This window comes from Agromyces soli (genome assembly GCF_022811605.1).
In the GTDB taxonomy this organism is placed as follows: Bacteria; Actinomycetota; Actinomycetes; order Actinomycetales; family Microbacteriaceae; genus Agromyces; species Agromyces soli.
In genome coordinates this window covers 1705270-1726614 of the sequence record NZ_CP094533.1, presented here as the reverse complement: position 1 = coordinate 1726614, position 21345 = coordinate 1705270, and the positions used below count along the sequence as shown (strand labels likewise).

The window sequence follows — 21345 nt, the reverse complement described above, 5'->3', positions numbered from 1 at the left end:
CTGCGTGGTTCGCTGAGCCTGTCGAAGCGGTTGCGCCCCTTCGGCGGGCTCAGGGGACCACTCAGACCGAGAAGTACTTCGCCTCCGGGTGGTGGAACACGAAGGCATCCGTCGACTGCTCGGGGTGCAGCTGCAGCTCCTCGCTGAGCTCGACGCCCATGCGCTCGGGGCGCAGCAGCTCGACGACCTTGCGTCGGTCCTCCATGTCGGGGCACGCGGGGTAGCCGAGCGAGAACCTCGCACCCCGGTACTCGAGCTTGAAGAGGCCAGCGGCATCCGTCGGGTCCTCGGCGGCGAAGCCGAGCTCCGCGCGGATGCGCGCGTGCCAGAACTCGGCGAGGGCCTCGGTGAGCTGCATGACGAGGCCGTTCAGCTCGTAGTAGTCGCGGTAGCGGTTCTCGGCGAACAGCTTCGCGGTGACCGCGTCGATGCTCGCGCCCGCGGTGACGAGCTGCACGGGCAGCACGTCGACCTCGCCGGACTCCCGCGACCGCACGAAGTCCGCGAGGCAGAGGTGCCGGTCGCGACGCTGCCGCGGGAAGCGGAAGCGCAGCCGCTCAACGCCGAGCTCGCCGCCCGAGCCGCCGTCGGGCGCGAGCAGGCCCGCTCGACCCAGCACGCCCTGGGGATCGTCGCCGTGGTGCAGGACCACGACGTCGTCGCCCTCGGAGACGACCGGGAAGAAGCCGTACGCGACGGAGGCGTCGAGCATGCCCTCGGCGAGGATGCGGTCGAGCCAGTACCGGAGCCTCGGCCGCCCCTCGCGCTCGACGAGCTCCTCGTAGCTCGCACCGTCTTCCCCGCGACCGGGCTTCAGCCCCCACTGGCCGAGGAACGTCGCCCGCTCGTCGAGGAACGCCGCGTAGTCGGCGAGCGCGATGCCGCGCACGATGCGGGTCCCCCAGAACGGCGGGGCGGGCACGGCGTTGTCGCGCGCGACGTCGGAGCGCGCGGGCATCGCGTCGGGCTCGGTGAGCGTCAGCCGCGAGCCGGCGGAGTGGATGCGCTTCTTCAGCGCCGGCAGGCCGACCTCCGCGGGGTCGGCGCCGCGGGCGACGCGCACGAGCGGCTCCATCAGCGCGAGCCCTTCGAAGGCGTCGCGGGCGTAGCGGACCTCGCCGTCGAAGAGACCGGCGAGGTCGTCTTCCACGTAGGTGCGGGTGAGCGCCGCGCCGCCGAGGATGACGGGCCAGCGTTTCGCGAGGCCGCGGGCGTTCAGCTCCTCGAGGTTCTCCTTCATGACGACCGTGGACTTCACGAGCAGCCCGGACATGCCGATCACGTCGGCGTCGTGCTGCTCTGCGGCGGCGATGATGTCCGCGATGGGCTGCTTGATGCCGAGGTTGATCACCTCGTAGCCGTTGTTCGTCAGGATGATGTCGACGAGGTTCTTGCCGATGTCGTGCACGTCGCCGCGCACGGTGGCCAGGACGATGCGGCCCTTGCCCGCGGCATCCGTCTTCTCCATGTGCGGTTCGAGCAGGGCGACGGCGTTCTTCATGACCTCGGCGGATTGCAGCACGAAGGGCAACTGCATCTCGCCCGCGCCGAAGCGCTCGCCGACGACCTTCATGCCCTCGAGCAGGTGGTCGTTGATGATGCCGAGCGCCGTCAGGCCGTCGGCGAGCGCGAGCTGGAGGTCGGCTTCGAGCCCCTTGCCCTCGCCGTCGATGATGCGGCGTTCGAGGCGCTCGCCGACGGGCAGCGCGGCGAGCTCGGCGGCGCGCTGATCGCGGAGCGCGGCGGTGTCGACACCGGCGAAGAGATCGAGCATGCGGGCGAGCGGATCGGAGGTGACGTTGCCCTCGGCGTCGAAGACGCGGCGGTCCCAGACGAGGTCGAGGGCGACCTCGCGCTGCTCGGGCGAGAGCGAGGCGAGCGGCACGATCTTGGCGGCGTCGATGATGCCGGAGTCGAGGCCCGCCTCGACCGCCTCGTGCAGGAAGACCGAGTTGAGCACGCTGCGCGCGGCCGGGTTCAGCCCGAAGGAGACGTTGGAGACGCCGAGGGTGAAGTGCAGCCCCGGGTAGGTCTCGTGCAGGCGGCGGATCGCCTCGATCGTCTCGATCGCGTCGCGCCGCGTCTCCTCCTGACCGGTCGCGATCGGGAAGGTGAGCGCGTCGAGCACGATGTCGTGCTCGTGCAGCCCCCACTCCCCGGTGAGCTCCTCGACGAGGCGGGTGGCGATGCGCACCTTGTCGTCGGCGGTGCGGGCCTGGCCCTGCTCGTCGATGGTGAGGGCGACGACGGCGGCGCCGTGCTCCTTCACCAGTGGCATGATGCGGCCGAAGCGGGAGGCGGGGCCGTCGCCGTCCTCGTAGTTGACGGAGTTCACGACGGGGCGGCCGCCGATCAGCTCGAGGCCGGCGGCGATCACCGCGGGCTCGGTGGAGTCGACGACGAGCGGCAGGGTCGAGGCGCTCGCGAGCCGGGAGACGATCTCGCGGATGTCGGCGACGCCGTCGCGGCCGACGTAGTCGACGCAGACGTCGAGCAGGTGCGCGCCGACGCGGGTCTGCTGCTTCGCGATCTCGACGCAGTCCTCGTATCGGCCCTCGAGCATGGCCTCGCGGAAGGCCTTCGAGCCGTTGGCGTTGGTGCGCTCGCCGATCGCCAGGTACGCCGCGTCCTGGTCGAAGGGCACGTGCTGGTAGAGCGAGGCGACGCCCGGCTCGATCCGCGGACGGCGGGATGCCTCGCCGACGGCGGGCCCCGAGGCATCCGCGCCGTTCGAGGCATCCGCGCCGTTCGAGGCATCCGCTCCCTCGGGCCGGAGCCGCGCGACGACCGCGGCGAGGTGCTCGGGCGTCGTGCCGCAGCAACCGCCGACGAGGGCGAGGCCGAACTCGCGCACGAACTGCTCGTGCGCCGTCGCCAGCTCGGCCGGTGTGAGCGGGTAGTGCGCGCCGTCGGCGCCGAGCACGGGCAGGCCGGCGTTCGGCATGCAGGCGACCGGCACGGGCGAGTGCTTGGAGAGGTGCCGGAGGTGCTCGCTCATCTCGGCCGGGCCGGTGGCGCAGTTCAGTCCGATCGCGTCGACGCCGAGGGGTTCGAGCGCGGTGAGCGCCGCGCCGATCTCGGAGCCCATGAGCATGGTGCCGGTGGTCTCGACGGTCACCTCGACGAGGATCGGCAGGCGGATGCCGCGGGCGACGATCGCCTGCTTGCAGCCGTTCACCGCGGCCTTCGTCTGCAGCAGATCCTGCGAGGTCTCGATGAGGAAGGCGTCGGCGCCGCCGTCGATGAGCCCTTCGGCCTGCAGGGCGAAGGTCTGCTTGAGGTGCTCGTACGTGGTGTGGCCGAGGCTCGGCAGCTTCGTGCCGGGGCCCATCGAGCCCAGCACCCAGCGGAGGCGGCCGTCGGCGCGCTCGGCGGCCTCGACGCGCTCGCGCGCGATGCGGGCGCCCGACTCGGCGAGCTCCGCGATGCGCTCGTCGATGCCGTAGTCGGAGAGGTTCGACCAGTTGGCGCCGAAGGTGTTCGTCTCGACGGCGTCGATGCCGACGGCGAGATAGGCGTCGTGGATGCCGCCGATGACGTCGGGGCGGGTGGCGTTCAAGATCTCGTTGCAGCCCTCGTGCCCCTCGAAGTCGACCTCGAGGGAGAGCTCGTGCTGCTGCAGCATGGTGCCCATCGCACCGTCGGCGATGACGACCCGGCGGCGCAGGGCGTCGAGCAGCGCCGCGGCGCGCGGCGCACGGGGCACCGCCTCGATGTCGAGGGGGAAACGCGGGGCGCTCGCGCCCGGGGCGGTGGTCAGGCCGGTCACGCGGGCGAGTCTAACCGGGAGGCCCGACGCGGGGCGCGGATGGGTCGCCGTGCGGCGTCGGCACTGGGATGCCGGTCGGAACGGAGATGGTACCCCGGGACCATGCGGCCTCCCCCGAGCGGTGGTTGCGGGATTTCTAAACACGATATATCGTGACTCCTCGTCGAACGCGATATATCGTGATTTTCCTTGCGTTCGCGGACCGCGTACGCGGATGTCGGCGGGGCGCTGCACAATGGAGCGTCCCTCCGCACCGACACGATCGAATCCCGGAGTCTCCCGTGCTTGCAAAGCTGCTCGTCAGATACCTCAAACCATACAAATGGCTCTTGCTGGGGGTGCTGGTCTTCCAGTTCCTCTCCGCGCTCGCGAGCCTCTACCTCCCGCGCCTGAACGCCGACATCGTCGACGAGGGCGTCTCCCGCGGCGACACCGCCTACATCTGGTCGACGGGCACCTTCATGCTCACGATCTCGCTCGGCCAGATCCTGTGCTCGATCGTCGCCACGTACTTCGCCGCCCGCGCGGCCATGCAGCTCGGCCGCGACATCCGCAACGACGTCTTCGAGCGCGTCTCGAGCTTCTCCGAGCGCGAGGTGTCGAAGTTCGGCCCCGGCTCGCTCATCACGCGCAACACGAACGACGTGCAGCAGGTGCAGATGCTCGCGATGATGGCGGCGACGTTCCTCGTGACGGCGCCGCTGCTCGCGATCGGCGGCATCATCATGGCGCTCCAGCAGGACGTCGGGCTCAGCTGGATCATCGGCGTCGCGGTGCCCACCCTGCTCGTGCTCGCCGCCCTCGTCATCGGCCGCATGGTGCCGCTGTTCCGCTCGTACCAGCGCAAGCTCGACGGCGTGAACCGGGTCATGCGCGAGCAGCTCACCGGCATCCGCGTCATCCGCGCCTTCGTGCGCGAGCCGATCGAAGAAGAGCGCTTCCGCGAGGCGAACACCGACATCATGGTCGTCGGCCGCAAGGTCGGTTCGCTCTTCGTGCTGCTCTTCCCCCTCTTCATGCTGATCCTGAACGTCACCACCATCGCGGTGATCTGGTTCGGCGCGATCGAGGTCGATCAGGGCGGCGTGCAGATCGGCACGCTGCTCGCCTTCATGCAGTACATCGGCATCATCCTCGGCGGCGTGCTCATGGCGAGCTTCATGACGATGATGATCCCGCGTGCGGCGGTCTCGGCCGACCGCATCGGCGAGGTGCTGCACGCCGATACCTCGCTCGCGCGCCCGGCCGACGCCGTCAGCGAGTTCCCCGAGACCGGCACGGTGGCCTTCCGCGACGCGGCGTTCACCTACCCCGGCGCCGAGCACCCCGTGCTCGAGGGCATCTCCTTCAGCGCCGCCCGCGGCGAGACCGTCGCCATCGTGGGCTCCACGGGCGCCGGCAAGACGACGCTCGTCTCGCTCATCCCTCGGCTCTTCGACGCGACGAGCGGCGAGGTGCTGGTGAACGGCGTCGACGTGCGCCGCGCCGACCTCGACGCGCTCTGGCAGACGATCGGCCTCGTGCCGCAGCGCCCCTTCCTGTTCAGCGGCACCGTCGGATCGAACCTGCGCTTCGGCCGCGAGGACGCCACCGACGAGGAGCTCTGGCACGCGCTCGAGATCGCGCAGGGCCGCGACTTCGTCGAAGAGATGCCGGGCGGGCTCGACGCGCGCATCGCCCAGGGCGGCACCAATGTGTCGGGCGGGCAGCGTCAGCGGCTCGCCATCGCCAGGGCGATCGTGCACGCGCCCGAGATCCTCGTCTTCGACGACTCGTTCTCGGCGCTCGACCTCACGACCGACGCCAGACTCCGCCAGGCGCTCTGGCGCGAGCTCCCCGAGGTCACGAAGATCGTGGTCGCGCAGCGCGTCTCCACGATCACCGACGCCGACCGCATCGTCGTCCTCGACGACGGCGGGATGGTGGGCGTCGGCACGCACGCCGAGCTCCTCGAGACGTGCCAGACGTATCGCGAGATCGTCGAATCCCAGCTCGGAGTGGAGGCCGCACGATGACCCGCACGACCCCGCAGCAGCCGGAGCTCAGCGAAGAGGAGAAGCTCGAACTCGAGCTCGCCGAGCAGGCCCGCATCTCCGCCGACGACTGGTCGGGGGCGGTCGCGCCGGGCAAGGCGAAGAACTTCCGCCAGTCCTTCGGCCGGCTCCTCGGCCTCCTGGCCCCGCACAAGTACGCCTTCGCCCTGGTCTCGCTCCTCGGCGCGGTCGGCGTGCTGCTCACCGTGCTCGGCCCGAAGGTGCTCGGCGAGGCGACGAACCTCGTCTTCGCCGGTGTCATCGGCTCGCAGCTCCTGGCGGGAACGACGACCGAGCAGGCCGTCGAGCAGCTCCGCGCCGCCGGCCAGGAGGAGATCGCGAACATCGTCGCCGCGGCCGGGGTCGTCCCCGGCGAGGGCATCGACTTCGTGCGACTCAGCCAGGTCATCATCCTGGTGCTCAGCCTGTACTTCGCGGCGGCGGTGCTCACCTGGCTCCAGGGCTACGTGATCAACGTCATCATGGTGCGCACCATGTGGCGCCTGCGCGAAGAGGTCGAGGCGAAGATCAACCGCCTGCCGCTCAGCTACTTCGACAGGGTGCAGCGCGGCGAGCTGATCTCGCGCGTGACGAACGACATCGACAACATCACCCAGATGATGCAGCAGTCGCTCTCCGGGGCGCTCACCGCCGTGCTCACCGTGGTCGGCGTGCTCGTCATGATGTTCTCGATCTCGTGGCAGCTCTCCCTCGTCGCCCTCGTCTCGCTGCCGCTCATGGCCGTGATCTTCGGCATCATCGGCCCGAAGTCGCAGAAGGCCTTCGGCATCCAATGGCGCAAGGTCGGCCGGCTGAACGCCCGCGTCGAGGAGTCGTTCTCGGGCCACGCGCTCGTGAAGGTGTTCGGTCGCGAGCAGTCGAGCCTCGAGGCGTTCAAGACCGAGAACGAGGAGCTCTACCGGGCCTCGTTCAAGGCGCAGTTCCTCTCGAACATCATGATGCCCGGCATGATGTTCATCGGGAACCTGACGTACGTCGGCATCGCGGTGCTCGGCGGGCTCATGGTGGCCGGCGGCCAGCTGCGGCTCGGCGACGTGCAGGCGTTCATCCAGTACTCGCAGCAGTTCACGCAGCCCCTCTCGGAGCTCGGCGGCATGGCCGCCGTGGTGCAGTCGGGCACGGCCTCGGCCGAGCGCGTCTTCGAGCTGCTCGACCAGGACGAGCAGGAGGCCGACGCGGCCGACGCGCCCGCCCCGACGAGCGGCGACGGCACGATCGAGTTCGAGCACGTCTCGTTCGCGTACCACCCCGACCGGCCGCTGATCCGCGACCTCTCGTTCCGCGTCGAGCCCGGACAGACGGTCGCGATCGTGGGGCCGACGGGCGCCGGCAAGACGACGCTCGTGAACCTCATCATGCGGTTCTACGAGCTGAACGGCGGCCGCATCCTGCTGAACGGGCAGGACATCGCCGAGCTCACCCGGCACGACGTCCGCGCCCGCACCGGCATGGTGCTGCAGGACCCGTGGCTGTTCGCCGGCACCATCCGCGAGAACATCCGCTACGGCCGGCAGTCGGCGAGCGACGACGAGATCGTCGCCGCGGCGAAGGCCACCTACGTGGACCGCTTCGTGCACTCGCTGCCCGACGGGTACGACACCGTGCTCGACGAGGACGCCGCCAACGTGTCCGCCGGCGAGAAGCAGCTCATCACGATCGCGCGCGCGTTCGTGTCGCAGCCCTCGGTGCTGATCCTCGACGAGGCGACGAGCTCCGTCGACACCCGCACCGAGCTGCTGCTGCAGAACGCGATGGCGGCGCTCCGCGAGGGACGCACCTCCTTCGTGATCGCGCACCGGCTCTCGACGATCCGCGACGCCGACCTCATCCTCGTGATGGAGCACGGCGACATCGTCGAGCAGGGCAACCACGAGCAGCTGATCGAGAAGAAGGGTGCGTACTACCGCCTCTACAACTCGCAGTTCGAGCAGGCGGCCACCGACCTCGACGCCGAGGCGGCGCTCGGCGACGGCACGGTCGTCACGGGCGACGCCGACGACGAGACGGTCGACGGCGAGCGCAGCGACGGCGACGGCGGCGCGACCGCCGACGCCCAGGGCGGGGCTCCGGCCTCGGCCCAGCGTTCGGCGGGCGCCGCCGAGACGAGCTAGTCGCTCACCGCACGCAGAACGCCCGCCCCTCCGAGTGGAGGGGCGGGCGTTCCGTCGTTCGCCGGAGCCGTCGGCCGCGCCGGAGCCGTCGAGCCGGGCGCGGGACCGGGCGGGCCCCCGGCGACTCAGGCCGCGGGGTAGGTGTAGAACCCCTCGCCCGTGGCGACGCCGAGCTTGCCCTGGTCGATGTAGCGCTCCTTGATGAGCGCCGCGAAGGCGCGCTGCTTCTCGTCGCCCATCATCGAGATGTTGTACGCCGTCGTCAGGCCGACGATGTCGTAGATCTGGAACGGCCCCATCGGCGCGCCGGTGCCGATGCGCCAGGTCTGGTCGATCGCCTCGGGCTCGGCGATACCGTCGACGAGCAGCTCGCCGGCGGCCTGCAGGAACGGCACGAGCAGCGAGTTCAGCAGGTAGCCGGCCTTCTCCTTCTTGATCTCGATCGGGACCATGCCGATCTTCCCGGCGAACTCGACGACCGCGCGGTACACGGCCGGGTCGGTCTGCTCGGTGCCCATCACCTCGGCGGTGTTGTGCGCCCAGACGCGGTTCGCGAAGTGCAGGGCGAGGAACTGCTCGGGCCGCCCGGTGAACGGGGCGAGCGCGCTCGGCAGCAGGGTCGAGGAGTTCGTCGCGAAGATCGTGCGGGCGGGGGCGACCCGGCCGAGCTCCTCGTAGACGGACTTCTTGATGTCGGGGTTCTCCGGCACGGCCTCGATCACGAGGTCCGCGTCGGCGACAGCCTCGGCGAGCACGTGGCTCGTGCGGATGCGCGCGAGCGCCTCCTCCGCCTTGCCGTCGGCCGCCCCGGCCACGCCCTCGGCGCGGTAGGTCTCGGCGAGCTTGGCGAAGCGCTCCTCCGCCGCGGCGAGCGCGGGCTCGTCGACGTCGTAGGCCACCACGTCGAAGCCGTGGTACGCGGTCTGGAACGCGATCTGCGAGCCGAGCACTCCGGTGCCGAGCACGGTGATGTGTTGCATGGTCATTCCTCTTCTCTTGTGGAGCTTCTGGTGGAGATGCTCGAGCGGCGGCGGGACCGCGCGCTCGGGCGACGTCAGGGGCGGGTCTCGCCCCCGGCGTCGCGGTTGAAGCGCTGCAGGTCGCGCGCGAAGCGCGCCACCTCGTCATCGCTCCAGTCGGACAGGTGGCGATCGACGACGCCCTGCAGGATGCCGATCGCCTCGTGGTAGGCGGCCCAGCCTTCCTCGGTGAGCTCGAGGGGCGTGCCTCGGCCCGAGGCGTCGGCGAGCTCGCGCACGACGCCGAGCCGGACGAGGCCGGCGAGCTGGCGGGACACCGTCGAGCGGTTCAGCCGGAACGCCTGCGCGATGTCGGTGGAGCGGGCGCCCGGGTGCTCGACGAGGTAGCCGAGGATCGATTGCTCAGTCATCGAGAGCCGGGTGCGCGCGGTCCGGGCGTCGGCGACGCCGCGGCGGGAGACGACGATGAGGGCGCTCAGGATGGCGGCGGCGTCCGCGCTGCGAGCGGTGCCGTCGGGCGTGCGCCCTGCTGTTTCGACCATCTCGACCTCCCGGTTCTGCTGTTGTCATATGCAACGCTACGCTTGTCCGTTGCATTCCGCAACACCGAATTGGCGCGGCCGCTCCCCTCGCTTGCCTCGCCCCGGCCGGGCTGCGAGGCTTGTCGCGGAGGTCACCACCAGATGCCAGCTTCACCGCCCGCGCCGCCCCATGAGCCGCCCGCCCCCTTCGACTTCGACCCCGCGAACCCCCTGCACGCCCGGGCCCTCGCGCGGCTCGACACCGACGAGGTCGCCTGGCTCGGCACGATCGACCGGCACGGCTTCCCGCACGCGGTGCCGGTGTGGTTCCTCTGGGAGGGCGGCACGATCCAGGTGCTCGTGCAGCCCGGCTCGGTGAAGACGCGCAACGTGCGCCGCGACCCGAAGGTGCTCGTGCACTTCGAGACCGACGCCGAGGGCGAGGACGTCACCGTGTTCCAGGGCATCGCCGAGCTCGGCGAGGAGTCCGCGGCCGAGTGGATGCAGCGGCTCGGCGAGCCCTATCTCGCGAAGTACCGCACCGGGCTCGACCGGCTCGGCTGGTCGCTCGACCGGATGACGGGCGACTACTCCACCGTGCTCCGCGTGCGCCCCACGAAGCTCATCGGATGGTGACCCGGGTCGCCGCCGCAGCGCCCTGGCGCATCTGGGTCGTCTGGGCCGTCGGCGTCGCGGCGTACATCGTCTCGGTCACGAACCGCACCTCCCTCTCCGCCGTCGGGGTCGACGCGGCGGAGCGCTTCCAGGCGGATGCCTCGACGCTGTCGATGTTCGCCGTCATCCAGCTCGCCGTCTACGGGCTCATGCAGATCCCCGTCGGCCTGCTGCTCGACCGCTACGGCGCCCGACCGATCATCACGATCGGCATGCTGCTGATGGCCACGGGCCAGCTCGTGATGGCGTTCGCGCCGAACGTGGGCATCGCGATCTTCGCGCGCATGCTGCTCGGCGCGGGCGACGCGGCGATCTTCCCGAGCGTGCTTCGCGTGGTCGCGACGTGGTTCCCCGCCCAGCGCTCCCCGTTCATCGTGCAGATGACGGGCATCGTCGGTCAGCTCGGGCAGCTGCTCGCGCTGCTGCCCATGGCGGCTCTGCTGCACGCGACGAGCTGGTCGGTCGCGTTCGGCAGCCTCGCCGGGCTCGGGGTGCTCTTCGCCGTGCTGACGTTCGGCGTCATCCGCAACCGGCCGCCCGGCCGCGACGCCGATGTCGCGGTGAACACCGAGACGGGCGCCATCCGCGCCGTCACCTCGGCCGCCGACCTGCGCGAGGGATTCCGCGAGAGCTGGGGGCACCCGGCGACCCGTCTGGCGTTCTGGTCGCACTTCACGACGCCGTTCGCGGGCACCGCCTTCGTGATGCTCTGGGGCTTCCCGTTCCTCACGAGCGGCGAGGGCTTGAGCCCCGCGACCGCCTCGCTCATCGTGAGCGTCTTCGTCGTGTTCGGCATGATCGTCGGTCCGGTGATCGGGCTGCTCTCGAGCCGGCATCCGATGCGCCGTTCACGGCTGCTGGTGCTGCCGATCGTCGGCATCCAGGCGCTGGTCTGGGTCGCCGTGATCGTGTGGCCCGGGCAGACGCCGCTGTGGCTGCTGTTCGGGCTGGCGCTCGCGCTCGCGACGGGCGGACCGGCCTCGATGATCGCCTTCGACCACGCGCGCACCTACAACCCGAGCCACCGGCTCAGCACGGCGAACGGCATCGTGAACGGCGGCGGCTTCATCGCGGCGCTCATCGCGATCTTCCTGATCGGCCTCGCGATGGACCTGCAGGGCGCGGGCACGCCCGAGAACTACTCGCTCGAGGCGTTCAAGATCGCATTCCTCACGCAGCTGCCGCTCTGGGCGCTCGGTGCGCTCATGATCGTCATCGAGCGCAAGCGCACCCGGGTTCACCTCGGCATCGAGGAGCCCCGCCGCCGGCGCCCGCGCTCCGACCCCGACGCCGACAGAAGCCCCCGGGCATGACGTCGGTCTTCGCGGCTCGCGAGCGTTCGGCACCCGCAGAAATCGACGTCGTGCGTCGCACGGCGGTGCGGGAGGCCGGGATCAGCCGTCGAGGAGGGCGCGCAGTTCGTCCGCGCTGAACCGCGCCTCGGCGAAGTCGACGTCATCGGGGGCGAGCGCGTCGGAGGCGAGCGCGTCGGGGGCGAGCGCGTCGGACTCGGGTGCCTCGGACTCGGGTGCCTCGGCCGGTCCCGCACCCGCTCCGAGCACGCCCGCGACCAGCTCGCCCTTTCGGGCCTGCAGGGCGAGCACCTTCTCCTCGATGGTGTCGGCGGCGACGAGCCGGTAGACCATCACCCGTTCGGTGCGGCCGATGCGGTGCGCCCGGTCGATGGCCTGCTGCTCGCTGGCCGGGTTCCACCACGGGTCGAGCAGGAACACGTAGTCCGCCTCGACGAGGTTCAGCCCGAAGCCGCCCGCCTTCAGGCTGATCAGGAACACCTGCGCCTCGCCGGCCCGGAACCGGGCCGCCTCGGCATCCCGCCGAGTCACCGGCGTCGAGCCGTCGAGCAGCGCGAAGGGGATGCCGGCCGACTCGAGCCGCGCCGCGGCGCGGGCGAGGAACGAGGTGAACTGACTGAAGACGATGGCCCGGTGCCCCTCGGCGATGAGCTCGTCGAGCTGCTCGAGCAGGGCGTCGAGCTTCGCCGATCCGAGGCCGTCGTGCGCGGGGTCGATGAGCCCGGGATCGAGGGCGAGCATGCGCAGCAGGGTGAGCGAGCGGTAGAGGATGAAGCGGCCGCTCTCGTCCTTCACGAGGTCGAGCAGCTTCTGCCGCTCGCGCTGCAGCGTCGCGTCGTAGACGCGGCGGTGGGCGGCCGAGAGCTCGACGGCGACCGTCTGCTCCTGCTTCTCGGGCAGCTCGGGCGCGACGAGCTCCTTCGTGCGGCGCAGCAGGAACGGCCGGATGCGTCGGCGCAGCTTCGCGAGGCGTTCGGCGTTGCCGTCGTCCTCGATCGGACGGCGGTAGCGCTCGTCGAAGCCGCGCCGGCTCGGGAAGAGCCCGGGGGCGACGAGCCGCAGGATCGCCCACAGCTCCCCGAGGTGGTTCTCGATCGGCGTGCCGGTGAGGGCGAGCACGAAGGGCGCGCGGATGGCCCGGGCCGCCTCGTGCACGCGCGTCTTCGGGTTCTTCACGAACTGGGCCTCGTCGAGCACGAGCCCGCCCCAGGCCACCTCGGCGAAGCGCGCCGCCTCGAGCCGGAGCACCGCGTAGCTCGTCACCACGAGGTCGGCGGAGGCCGCCGCCTCCGCGATGCCCGGCCGCCCGGCGCGCTCGGTCGTGGTGAGCCGCGCGACCCGGAGGCCGGGCACGAAGCGCGCCGCCTCCGCGACCCAGTTCGACGCCACCGACGTGGGCGCGACGACGAGGAACGGACCCGACCCCTCGTGCACGGCGTGGGCGACGAGCGCGAGGGCCTGCGCCGTCTTGCCGAGCCCCATGTCGTCGGCGAGGATCGCCCCGAGCCCCGCCGCCCGCATCCGGGCCAGCCAGCGGAAACCCTCGAGCTGGTAGGGCCGCAGCGGCAGCGCGAACTCGGCGGGCGGCTCGAGCGGGACCGGTGCGGCATCCGCCCCGTCCGAAGCATCCGCGCCGCCGACCGCGGCGACGAGCGCGCGCCAGGCGAGCGCGGGCCCCTCGAACTCGGCGAGATCCTCGAAGTCGGCGTAGAGCGCGAGCGCCTGCTCGCGCGGCAGCCTGAGGCCGGCCTCCCACTCGACCAGCCCCTCGGCTTCGGCGATGAGCGCGCGGAGCTCGTCGAACACGGGCAGCTCCAGCGAGAGGTAGCTGCGGTCGACGAGCAGCAGCCGCTTGCGCCCCTGCGCGAGCGCACGGAACAGCGGCAGGAACGGCACCGGCTTGCCGTTCACGGTGACGACGACGCCGAGGTCGAGCCAGTCGGTCTTCGGCGACTCGACCATGGTGACCCGCAGCTCGGGCGGGTCGAGCAGCTCGCGGTAGTCGGGACGCTCGCCGCGCTCCTCGATGACGAGCCGCCGCGTCCCGGCGAGGCGCTCGAGTTCCGGCAGCCGCTCGGCGACGAAGCGCGCGGCGTCGATGCCGCGCAGCACGACCGCCTCGAACGGCACCCAGCCGAGCACGTCGAGCACGCGTGCGACGAGGTCGGGGTCGCGCTCGGCATCCGTCCGGCCTTCACCATCCTCCGCGTCGGCCGCGCTCGCTTCGGCGACGCGGCCGTCGGCGAAGCGCCAGTTCCACGCGGCGCGCACGACGTCGCCCGTCTCGTAGCGCAGCTGCAGCACGAGCTCGGCGGGCGGGGCGGGCGGCGGCTCGAAACTGCCGTCGGCGCTCGCGACCGGCACCGCCTGGGCGAGGGCGAAGTAGTGCGTGCGGGTGAACTCCGCGAGCTCGGCGGCGGGGACCCGCACCGGATCGGGCCGGTCGAGGAGCGCGAGCTGCGCGGCCGACGGCGGTGCGGCGAACGGGGCCAGCTCGATCGCGCCCCGCTCGAAGACGGCGCGGTACAGGCCGTGCCGGCCGATCGGTCGCACCCCGCCGAGCGGCACCGGGGCCGGCGCCCGCTGGTCCGCGAAGCGCGCCACCGCGGCCAGGCTGAGTCCGCCGTCGTCGGCGCTCGCGTCGAGGCCGAGCTCGGCGGGCCCGAGCACGCGCACGGTCGGGGTCGCCTCGCCGCCCACGAGCGGGATGCCGAGGCGCACCGCCTCGGCGAGCAGCGCCCAGAGCACGGGGCTCTCGTACTCGTCGAGCGTGATCCAGTCGGAGCCGTAGGGGGTGTAGACGCCCGGGTTGCCGCCCTTCAGCAGCGCGAACTGGGCGAACCAGCGGGCGTGCACCGGGTCGTAGCCGCCTGCCTCGCCCTGGTAGGCGACGTTCTGCCAGGTGAGGCCCTGCTTCACCCAGGCCCCGCGGGCGCCGCGGGTCATCGGCCTGGCGGCGAGCCGGTCGACCTGGGCGAGGCGGGTGGCCGGCTCGTCTTTGGGGCCGCGCCACTGCCCCGGGCGCGGCTCGAGTCGGTGCCGCAGCTCGAACTGCAGCGCGAGCGGGGTCGGCGCCTGCCGGTTCGGCCCGGCCGACGCACGCCCCTCGGGTGCGGCCGACGCGCCGCGCACCCCCGGGTCCCGGGCTGGGACGAGTCCGTCGAGCGCCGCGCGCCAGTCGGCGGGGTCGGTCGGCGGGGTCACCCCACCATGCTCGCAGCTTCCGCCGACGCGCGTGCGCCGGGCGCGTGGGATTCGCGGGGGCGAGTTGCACGATGGATGCCGCGACGCACCGTGCGCGCAGCGCCGACCCAGGCATCCGTCCTGCGACTCGCACGCCTGCACGAGCGCGAGCCCGTGCGAGCGAGCGGGCCGTGGGGCACTTGACTCGAGCTGCCGCCCTGCTTAGGCTGAGCTTAGTTCACTGACTAAGTAAAGTAGTTCGGTGCAGACCCGGAGGTGCGACGATGGATGCCGCGACGCGCCCCCGCCCGGTGCTCTCCCTGCTGCGCGAGGCGAAGGGCTGGAGCCAGTCGGAACTCGCGGCGGCGGCCTACCTCTCGAAGGCCACCGTTTCCCGCATCGAGTCCGGCGACCTCAAGCTCAGCGAGCAGACGCGCCGGTCGCTCGCACGGAGCCTCGGCTGCCCGCCCGCCGTCCTCGCCGACGGCGCCGCGATCCCCGAAGCGGGCTGGTCCGACTGCGCACTACGCGATGCCGCGGTCGCCGCGCTGCCCGCCCGCGAACGGCGCCGACTGCACGCCACGGTGCAGCTGACCGCCTTCGGACTCGACGGCCCGGGGAGGGCGCTCGCCACCGAGCCTCCGCTCGGTCCCGCCCCCGCGTCGCGCGGCCGCTCCGCCCGATCCGTGGCACTCGCGCTCCGCGCGCGCCTCGAACTCGGCCTCGCCCCGATCCCCGACCTCGTCGGCGCGGTCGAGGCGGCCGGTGGGCGGCTCGTCGAACGCCGGCTCCCCGACGGCGTCGCCGCCGTCGCCATCCGCCGCGACCCGCGGGCCGCACCCAGCATCGTGCTGAACGCCGAGCTGCCGACGTGGGACCGGCGGGAGGCCCTCGCCCACGAGATCGGCCACCAGCTCCTGCCCCGCTCCGAGGAGGACCAGGTGATCCGCTTCGCCGACGAGCTGCTCTGCCCGAGCGAGGCCGTGCGGGCCGAGCTCCGGCCCCCGCGGATCACCGAGCTCCGCCATCTCGTCGGACTCGCCCGCGACTGGGGCGTCCCCGTCGGCTCGCTCCTCCGTCGCTCCCAGGATCTCGGCGAGCTCAGCCGCCGCCGGCGGCTCGAGCTCGAGCAGGCCGTGCGCCAGCACGGCCTCGACCTGCGCCAGGGCCACGACGGCGACGAGCGACCCCGTGCCGTCGACGCCGAGCGTCGCGCTCGCCGCTCCGCGCCGCACGCCGCCGCACGGGTCGCCTGACGGGCTTCGCCGAGCGCCTCAGCCCGCTGCGGACCCGGCCGCCCCGTCGGCCTTGTCCGATGCATCGGCTTCGTGCGCCACGTCGGTCTCGTGCTCCGCTTCCTCCGGCGCCGGCAGGATGAGCGGCACCCCGAGCGTCGAGCTCAGCGCGTGCCTGGCCGGTCCGACGAGCCGCTCGTACGTGGAGCGCGCCCGCGCGAAGCGGAGGCCCGCGCCGCCCGTGCCCTTCGCGGGGTTGGCGTCGAACGCCCGGCGCACGCGCTCGAGGAACTCCGCACCGAGCGCCGGCGCCGCGCCGCCCAGCACGACCTCGTGCGGGTCGAGCATCGCCGCGAGGATGCGGAGCAGGCGGGCGATGGCGTAGGCCCCGGCATCCAGCCGCTCGGCCGCCCCCGGCCGGGCCGCGAGGGCGTCGACCTCCGCGAAGTCGAGCTCGTCGTGGTAGTCCTCACCGAGCATCGCCGAGAGCGAGGCGACCGCCTCGACGCACCCCGGCGCCCCGCACTTGCAGATCGGCGCGTCGTCGTCGAAGACGATGCGGACATGACCGATCTCGCCCGCGCGCTGGTGCGCCCCCGGCACCACGGCGCCGTCGACCGTGACCGCGCCGCCGACGCCCTCGCCGAGACGCACGAAGAGCCGCTGCACGCCGCGGGACTCGTCGAACGCGGACTCGTTGAGCGCCTCGCCGTCGGCGTCGTTCAGCACGAACACCGGCGCGCTGATGGCCGCCTCCACGACCTCGGCGAGCGGTTCGTCGCGCCAGCCCATGAGCACGCTCTCGACGACCGTACGGCCGTCGGTGACGCCCGGCGACTGGATGCACGTCGCGAGGATCCGGCCCGTGTACTCGGCGGTCGCGCCCGCCACCGCCGCGGCGACGTCCGCCGCGTCGAGCGGACCGCCGGCGGGGATGCCCACGTCGGCCACGCAGCGCCCGTCGAGCGAGATGAGCGCTGCGCGCACCTCCCTGGGGCGGATGAGCACCACGCAGATGACGAAGCCGTCAGGGTCGAGCGCGAGCCCAGTGGCCCGCTTGCCGCCCGTGCTCGCGAGCGGCGCGGACTCGGCGACGAGCCCCAGTGCGATGAGCTCCGCCACGAGCGAGGAGGCCGTCGCCGAGGTGAACTGCGAGTCGCGGGCGATGGACGCCCGGGTGCAGCGCCCGGGGTCGGCGGCGATCAGCTCGAGGGCGCGGCGGAGGTGGCGGCGGCGGATCGTGCTCTGCGCGTCGAGCTGCTCGCCCGGGTCGGCGCCCAGCGGCGAACGGCGCAGCCGCTCGATCATGGTCGGCGCTGCCTCCACCGTTGCTCCTCCTGCCGGGCGGCTCGGCGGGATGGGTCGCTGCCCTCCCGTGCTCGGCGGAGGCAGTTTACCCACTGAGGAAAGGAGTTCCGCCCAGCCGCCCCGCACGCGCGCGCCTCCTCGCGCGAGCTCGACACCGCCGCCGGGCGCGGCCAGGCGGCCGCGGTTCACCGAACCACGACCGCCCGCGTCACCGATCACGAGGCCCCGCTCACCCCCGTCGCGGCATCCGACGGCGCCTGCGGACCACCAGCGCGGCGCCCAGCGCCGCCAGCAGGAGCCCGCCGGCGAGGAGTTCGCCGACGCCCGCGGCACCCGTCGAGGCCAGATCGCCGTCGCCCCGCCCCGGGCCGCTCGGCTCTCCGGGCCGGCCCGGTCCGCCCGGTTCACCGGGCCCGCCCGGCTCCCCCGTCGCCGCGCGGACGGTGACCGGCAGCTCCCGGCTGCCCGTCGTCCCCTCGGCGTCGGTGCCGCGCACGACCAGCGCGTGCGCGCCCGCCGGGGTGCCCGCCGGCACCGTCACCGTCGCGGCGAAGACGCCCGAGGCATCCGCCGTCCCCGTCGCGAGGCGCACCGGGTCCGAGTGCAGCTCGACCTCGACCTCGCTCCCGGGAGCGAGCCCCGAGACCACGATGCGCGCCTCGGCGCCGGCGACGAGCGTCGCCCCGCCCGGCAGCGCGATCGTGAAGTCCGGCAGCTCCGGCTCGACCGCCTCCACCGTGACGGTCGCCGTGGCGGTCTTGCCGCCGTCGGCGCTCGTCACCGTGATCGTGGCCGTGCCCTCGGCGAGCGCGGTGACCGTCGCGGTCCCGCCGCTCGCGGCGATGCTCACCACGGTTTCGTCGGAGCTCGACCAGGCGACGCCCGGCTCGCTCGCATCGGCCGGCAGCACCGTCGCGGTGAGCGCGCCCTGCTGACCGACGGTGAGGGCCAGCGCGCCCGGGTCGACGGAGACCCGCTCGACCGGCACCGGGATCGTCCCGGCGTAGGCCCGTGCGGCGTCGTCGAGTCCCGCGCGGAGCGCAGTCACGACGGCGGGGATGTCGACCTTGCCCGGGTCGATGCGCCCGCCGAAGGGGTCGGAGGCGTAGCCCGGGTTCTCCATGCCGGCCATGAGGGCGCCGAGCGACGCGGCCGCCTCGGGGCTCGCCTTGGACAGGATGCGGATCTTCTCGGCATCACGCGCGCCCTCGGTGAGCTTCTCCCAGCGGATCGAGCTCAGCGCACCCGGGTAGATCTGGGCGGTGTCGCCCGACTCCCACGTCTTGAAATCGGTCGTCTGCAGCGGGTCGGACACGAAGCTGTCGAAGGCCCAGCGCAGGAAGCCGTCCGAGCCCGTGGCGACCGTCTTCCACTGCACCCAGTCGCCCTCGGCGGGGTTCGAGCGGGTGAAGGTGTTCGGGAAGTGGCCGACGCAGCTGTAGACGCTCGTGATGAGGCCGAGCTCGCGCCGGTGGGCGGAGACCTCCGCGAACTCGGCGTCGCCGAGGTCGACGTAGTACGAGCCGAGCGAGATCTTCTCGATGCGGTCGAGGCGCGGGTCGCCGAGGCTGTTGTAGTTCATCGCTGCGCCGACCTTCAGACCCGGCGCCTTCTCGGCGATGAGGTCGACCGCCTTGATGATGTCGCTGAGCGCGCGCTCGTCCATCGCCATGTAGGTGCGGTCGAACCAGCCCTTCTCCTTCAGGTGCGGGCCGAAGGCCTCGAGGAACGCGCCCCACATGGCGTTCCACTGCGCGGTGCCGACATCGACCTTGGCGTTCACGTTCTGCCCCGTCGCCTCGTCGTAGTAGAGGATCCGGCTCGCCCAGTTCACCATCGAGTAGGCGTCGATCTGCCCGTCGATGCCGATGTCGTCGATCATGTACTCGACCCAGGCGTCGAAGGCGGAGAAGTCGAACGCCCAGCTGCCGTCTCGCTGCTTGGTCCACTGCACCATCGAGCCGTACTTGTCGTAGGTCTGCGAGGCCCAGGGATCGGCGACGACGGTCGTGGTGATGACGTCCTGGCCTCCGTCGGCGAGCATCCGGTAGTACGGGCGCATCGCGTCGAAGTGGGCCTTCGTCCAGAGCTGGTCGGCCGGGATGCCCTCCACGCGGGCGATCGCGTACGGGTTCTGCCACAGGTCGATGAACTGCTCCCACTCGCTCGGCTCGGGGAGGGTGAGGCGCAGCACCTCGAGCTTCAGCTCGAAGGCGATCTCGGCGCCCTCGGCGCTCGTCGCGGTGACGGTGCCGGTGTAGCTGCCGGGAGCGGTGCCCTCGGGGACGTCCACCGTCATCCAGACGCCCTGCACCGAGCGCGCGGCGAGGTCGAAGGGGGCGTTGCCGCCGAGGACGTCGGGGACGCGCTCCTGCGGGCGGCCGGCGGAGGGGTTCCCCTGGCCGGCGAGCACGGTGCGGATGACGTCGAGCGTCACCTCCTCGGCCGGGATGGACGCACCGCCGGGGCCGGTGAGCCCGCTCGCGGCGAGCGTCACGTCGGACTGCGCCTCGGTGCCCGTGCGGAACACGAACTGCCCGTTGACGCGGTCGCCGCGCCAGGCCGTGGCCGACCAGGTGGTGCCGGTCATCTGCACGACGTCCTCGTAGTACTTCCGCTCGTAGTCGTCGAAGGTCTTGCGCTCGACGTAGTGGAAGTTCGTGTCTCCGACGACGCCCTGCAGCCCCGACCCGATGCCGACGACCTGCACGCGGCGGGTGGCGGTCTTGCCGCCGTCGACGGTCGTCGCGGTCACCTCGGTCTCGCCCTCGGCGAGCGCGCTGAGCGTGCCGTCGGCGGCGATGGTCGCCACCGCCTCGTCGCTGCTCGACCAGCGGATGCCGCGCTCGATCGCGCCCTCGGGGAGCACCTTCGCGCTGAGCTTCGACTGCTGTCCCGTGAGCACGCGGAGCGTGGAGGCATCCAGCTCGACACCCGTGACGGGGACGTTCTCGGTGTAGACGGTCGCGAAGTCGATCTGCCCGTCGGCCCGCGTCGCCGCCGGGTTCTTCTCGCCCGTGAGCCGCAGCGTCACGGTGTGCTCCCCGTATTCGAGCAGGCCGGTGCTGTAGACCTGCTGCTTGAACAGCCGCCCGTTCGAGTAGGCGTCGACCACGATCTCGGGGCCGCCGTCGACGGACACGGCGTAGCGGCCGTGCTCGGGCGCGGTCACGCCGTGCAGGGTGGCGAGCACGCCGGTGAAGGTGAAGGTGAAGCTCGGCGTCCCCGCGGGCTTCGCCCAGTGCTCGGTGCCGTTGTGGTAGTTCGTAGTGCTGTTGCCGGCGCCCGCGACCCAGCCGGTGCCGTAGGCGAACCGGTGCGGACCGCTCGTCGTGGCATCGTCGACGATGCCGCCGACGATCTCGGTCGGCTCGGGCGCGACGACCTCGGCGGCGTCGATGGAGACGCCGATGCCGGTCGAGGCGGCGTGCTTGTCGCCGGTGACGCGGTACGTCAGCGTGTGCGCTCCGTCGGCGAGCGTCGGGCTCTCGAAGAGCAGTTGCTTGTAGGAGCGGGTGGCGGCGTAGCTGTCGGCCGGCACCTCGGGCCCGCCGTCGATCGAGACGGCGGCGATGCCGTGCCCGGGCGCGGTGACGCCGAAGAGCCGAACGGCGGTGCCGGTGAAGCGGAGCGTGAAGCTCGAGGTGCCGTTGGTCCAGTGCTCGGTGCCGTCCTGCCAGCGGCTCGTGCCGAGGCCGGTGGAGGTGGACCATCCGGCGCCGTAGTCGAACTGCCCGTCCCCCTTTCCGGTGGTGGCGTCGTCGATGACGGTGACGAGCTCGGCGGCTTGCGCAGGCGGGGCCGCGAGCAGCGCGCCGCCGAACGCGACGGCGAGGGCGACGATGCCCGCGAGGTATCGCGTGATCTTCATGTCGGTCCAATCGGGGAGAGGAGGTCGGTACCTTTAGTGACCGGCTAAACTAAGTTCCCATCAAGCTAGGGGCGCGCCCCCGCCCTGTCAAGACCCCCGCCCCACGCCTCACGCCCCGGCACGCACGCCCCACGCCTCCCGCGCTGCGCCTCCCGCCCTGCGCCTCCCGCCCGAGGATCCGCGAGTTGCACGATGGTTGCCCCGACGCGCCGGGCGCAGTCGGCGCGCCATACGACGCGTCGTGCAACTCGGCGAATTGCACGAGCGGCCGCTCGCTCGCACGCTCGGGCGCCGGGCGGGGCGGGGCGGCGCGGGGCGGGGCGGG

The 21345-nt window shown here is 72.3% G+C and carries 11 protein-coding genes; 5 read left to right on the top strand and 6 right to left on the bottom strand.

The window, feature by feature from the left end; translation table 11 throughout:
• Nucleotides 1-61: 61 nt before the first annotated feature.
• Entirely contained in the window at nt 62-3760 is a 3699-nt protein-coding gene (gene metH, locus MTP13_RS08285; protein WP_243570786.1) for a methionine synthase, read from the bottom strand.
• Nucleotides 3761-4050: 290 nt separating this feature from the next.
• Here metH and MTP13_RS08280 point away from each other — a divergent pair, with 290 nt between their 5' ends.
• Together MTP13_RS08280 and MTP13_RS08275 are read left to right on the top strand one after the other, a co-directional pair.
• Nucleotides 4051-5784 carry an ABC transporter ATP-binding protein gene (locus tag MTP13_RS08280; protein WP_243570581.1) on the top strand — a complete coding sequence of 578 codons (1734 nt, stop codon included), beginning with the start codon at nt 4051-4053 and terminating at the stop codon, nt 5782-5784.
• Nucleotides 5781-7934, top strand: coding sequence for an ABC transporter ATP-binding protein (locus tag MTP13_RS08275; protein ID WP_243570580.1), 2154 nt, complete (start codon nt 5781-5783; stop codon nt 7932-7934). The genes MTP13_RS08280 and MTP13_RS08275 overlap by 4 nt, the downstream gene beginning before the upstream one ends.
• 125 nt (nt 7935-8059) lie before the next feature.
• Here MTP13_RS08275 and MTP13_RS08270 read toward each other — a convergent pair whose 3' ends face one another.
• Together MTP13_RS08270 and MTP13_RS08265 are read right to left on the bottom strand one after the other, a co-directional pair.
• Nucleotides 8060-8914, bottom strand: a complete 855-nt coding sequence (locus MTP13_RS08270) for a 3-hydroxyacyl-CoA dehydrogenase (protein WP_341681542.1) — start codon at nt 8912-8914, stop codon at nt 8060-8062.
• A gap of 74 nt (nt 8915-8988) precedes the next feature.
• Nucleotides 8989-9456, bottom strand: coding sequence for a MarR family winged helix-turn-helix transcriptional regulator (locus MTP13_RS08265; RefSeq protein WP_243570578.1), 468 nt, complete (start codon nt 9454-9456; stop codon nt 8989-8991).
• A 141-nt stretch (nt 9457-9597) separates the two neighbouring features.
• Here MTP13_RS08265 and MTP13_RS08260 point away from each other — a divergent pair, with 141 nt between their 5' ends.
• The gene (locus MTP13_RS08260) at nt 9598-10071 is read left to right on the top strand and encodes a TIGR03618 family F420-dependent PPOX class oxidoreductase (protein ID WP_243570577.1); all 474 of its coding nucleotides are present in this window, start codon (nt 9598-9600) and stop codon (nt 10069-10071) included.
• The gene (locus tag MTP13_RS08255) at nt 10065-11423 is read left to right on the top strand and encodes an MFS transporter (RefSeq protein WP_243570576.1); all 1359 of its coding nucleotides are present in this window, start codon (nt 10065-10067) and stop codon (nt 11421-11423) included. Before MTP13_RS08260 ends, MTP13_RS08255 begins: the two co-directional genes overlap by 7 nt.
• 81 nt (nt 11424-11504) lie before the next feature.
• On the opposite strand, the gene MTP13_RS08250 is transcribed toward MTP13_RS08255, so the two are convergent.
• Nucleotides 11505-14627 carry a DEAD/DEAH box helicase gene (locus MTP13_RS08250; protein ID WP_243570575.1) on the bottom strand — a complete coding sequence of 1041 codons (3123 nt, stop codon included), beginning with the start codon at nt 14625-14627 and terminating at the stop codon, nt 11505-11507.
• Nucleotides 14628-14890: 263 nt separating this feature from the next.
• On the opposite strand from MTP13_RS08250, the gene MTP13_RS08245 reads away from it, so the two are divergent.
• Complete coding sequence (locus MTP13_RS08245; RefSeq protein WP_243570574.1) at nt 14891-15862, top strand: helix-turn-helix domain-containing protein; 972 nt, start codon at nt 14891-14893, stop codon at nt 15860-15862.
• An 18-nt stretch (nt 15863-15880) separates the two neighbouring features.
• On the opposite strand, the gene MTP13_RS08240 is transcribed toward MTP13_RS08245, so the two are convergent.
• On the bottom strand, nt 15881-17167 hold the full coding sequence (locus tag MTP13_RS08240; protein WP_243570573.1) for an ROK family protein: 1287 nt from the start codon (nt 17165-17167) through the stop codon (nt 15881-15883).
• 211 nt (nt 17168-17378) lie between these two features.
• On the bottom strand, nt 17379-21020 hold the full coding sequence (locus tag MTP13_RS08235; protein ID WP_243570572.1) for a glycoside hydrolase domain-containing protein: 3642 nt from the start codon (nt 21018-21020) through the stop codon (nt 17379-17381).
• Between the last annotated feature and the right edge of the window lie 325 nt (nt 21021-21345).

Coding starts and splice junctions, on each gene's coding strand:
- MTP13_RS08275 (WP_243570580.1), top strand. CDS start 5,781: ATGACCCGCACGACCCCGCAGCAGCCGGAGCTCAGCGAAGAGGAGAAG.
- MTP13_RS08265 (WP_243570578.1), bottom strand. CDS start 9,456: ATGGTCGAAACAGCAGGGCGCACGCCCGACGGCACCGCTCGCAGCGCG.
- MTP13_RS08255 (WP_243570576.1), top strand. CDS start 10,065: ATGGTGACCCGGGTCGCCGCCGCAGCGCCCTGGCGCATCTGGGTCGTC.
- MTP13_RS08235 (WP_243570572.1), bottom strand. CDS start 21,020: ATGAAGATCACGCGATACCTCGCGGGCATCGTCGCCCTCGCCGTCGCG.
- MTP13_RS08245 (WP_243570574.1), top strand. CDS start 14,891: ATGGATGCCGCGACGCGCCCCCGCCCGGTGCTCTCCCTGCTGCGCGAG.
- MTP13_RS08270 (WP_341681542.1), bottom strand. CDS start 8,914: ATGCAACACATCACCGTGCTCGGCACCGGAGTGCTCGGCTCGCAGATC.
- MTP13_RS08260 (WP_243570577.1), top strand. CDS start 9,598: ATGCCAGCTTCACCGCCCGCGCCGCCCCATGAGCCGCCCGCCCCCTTC.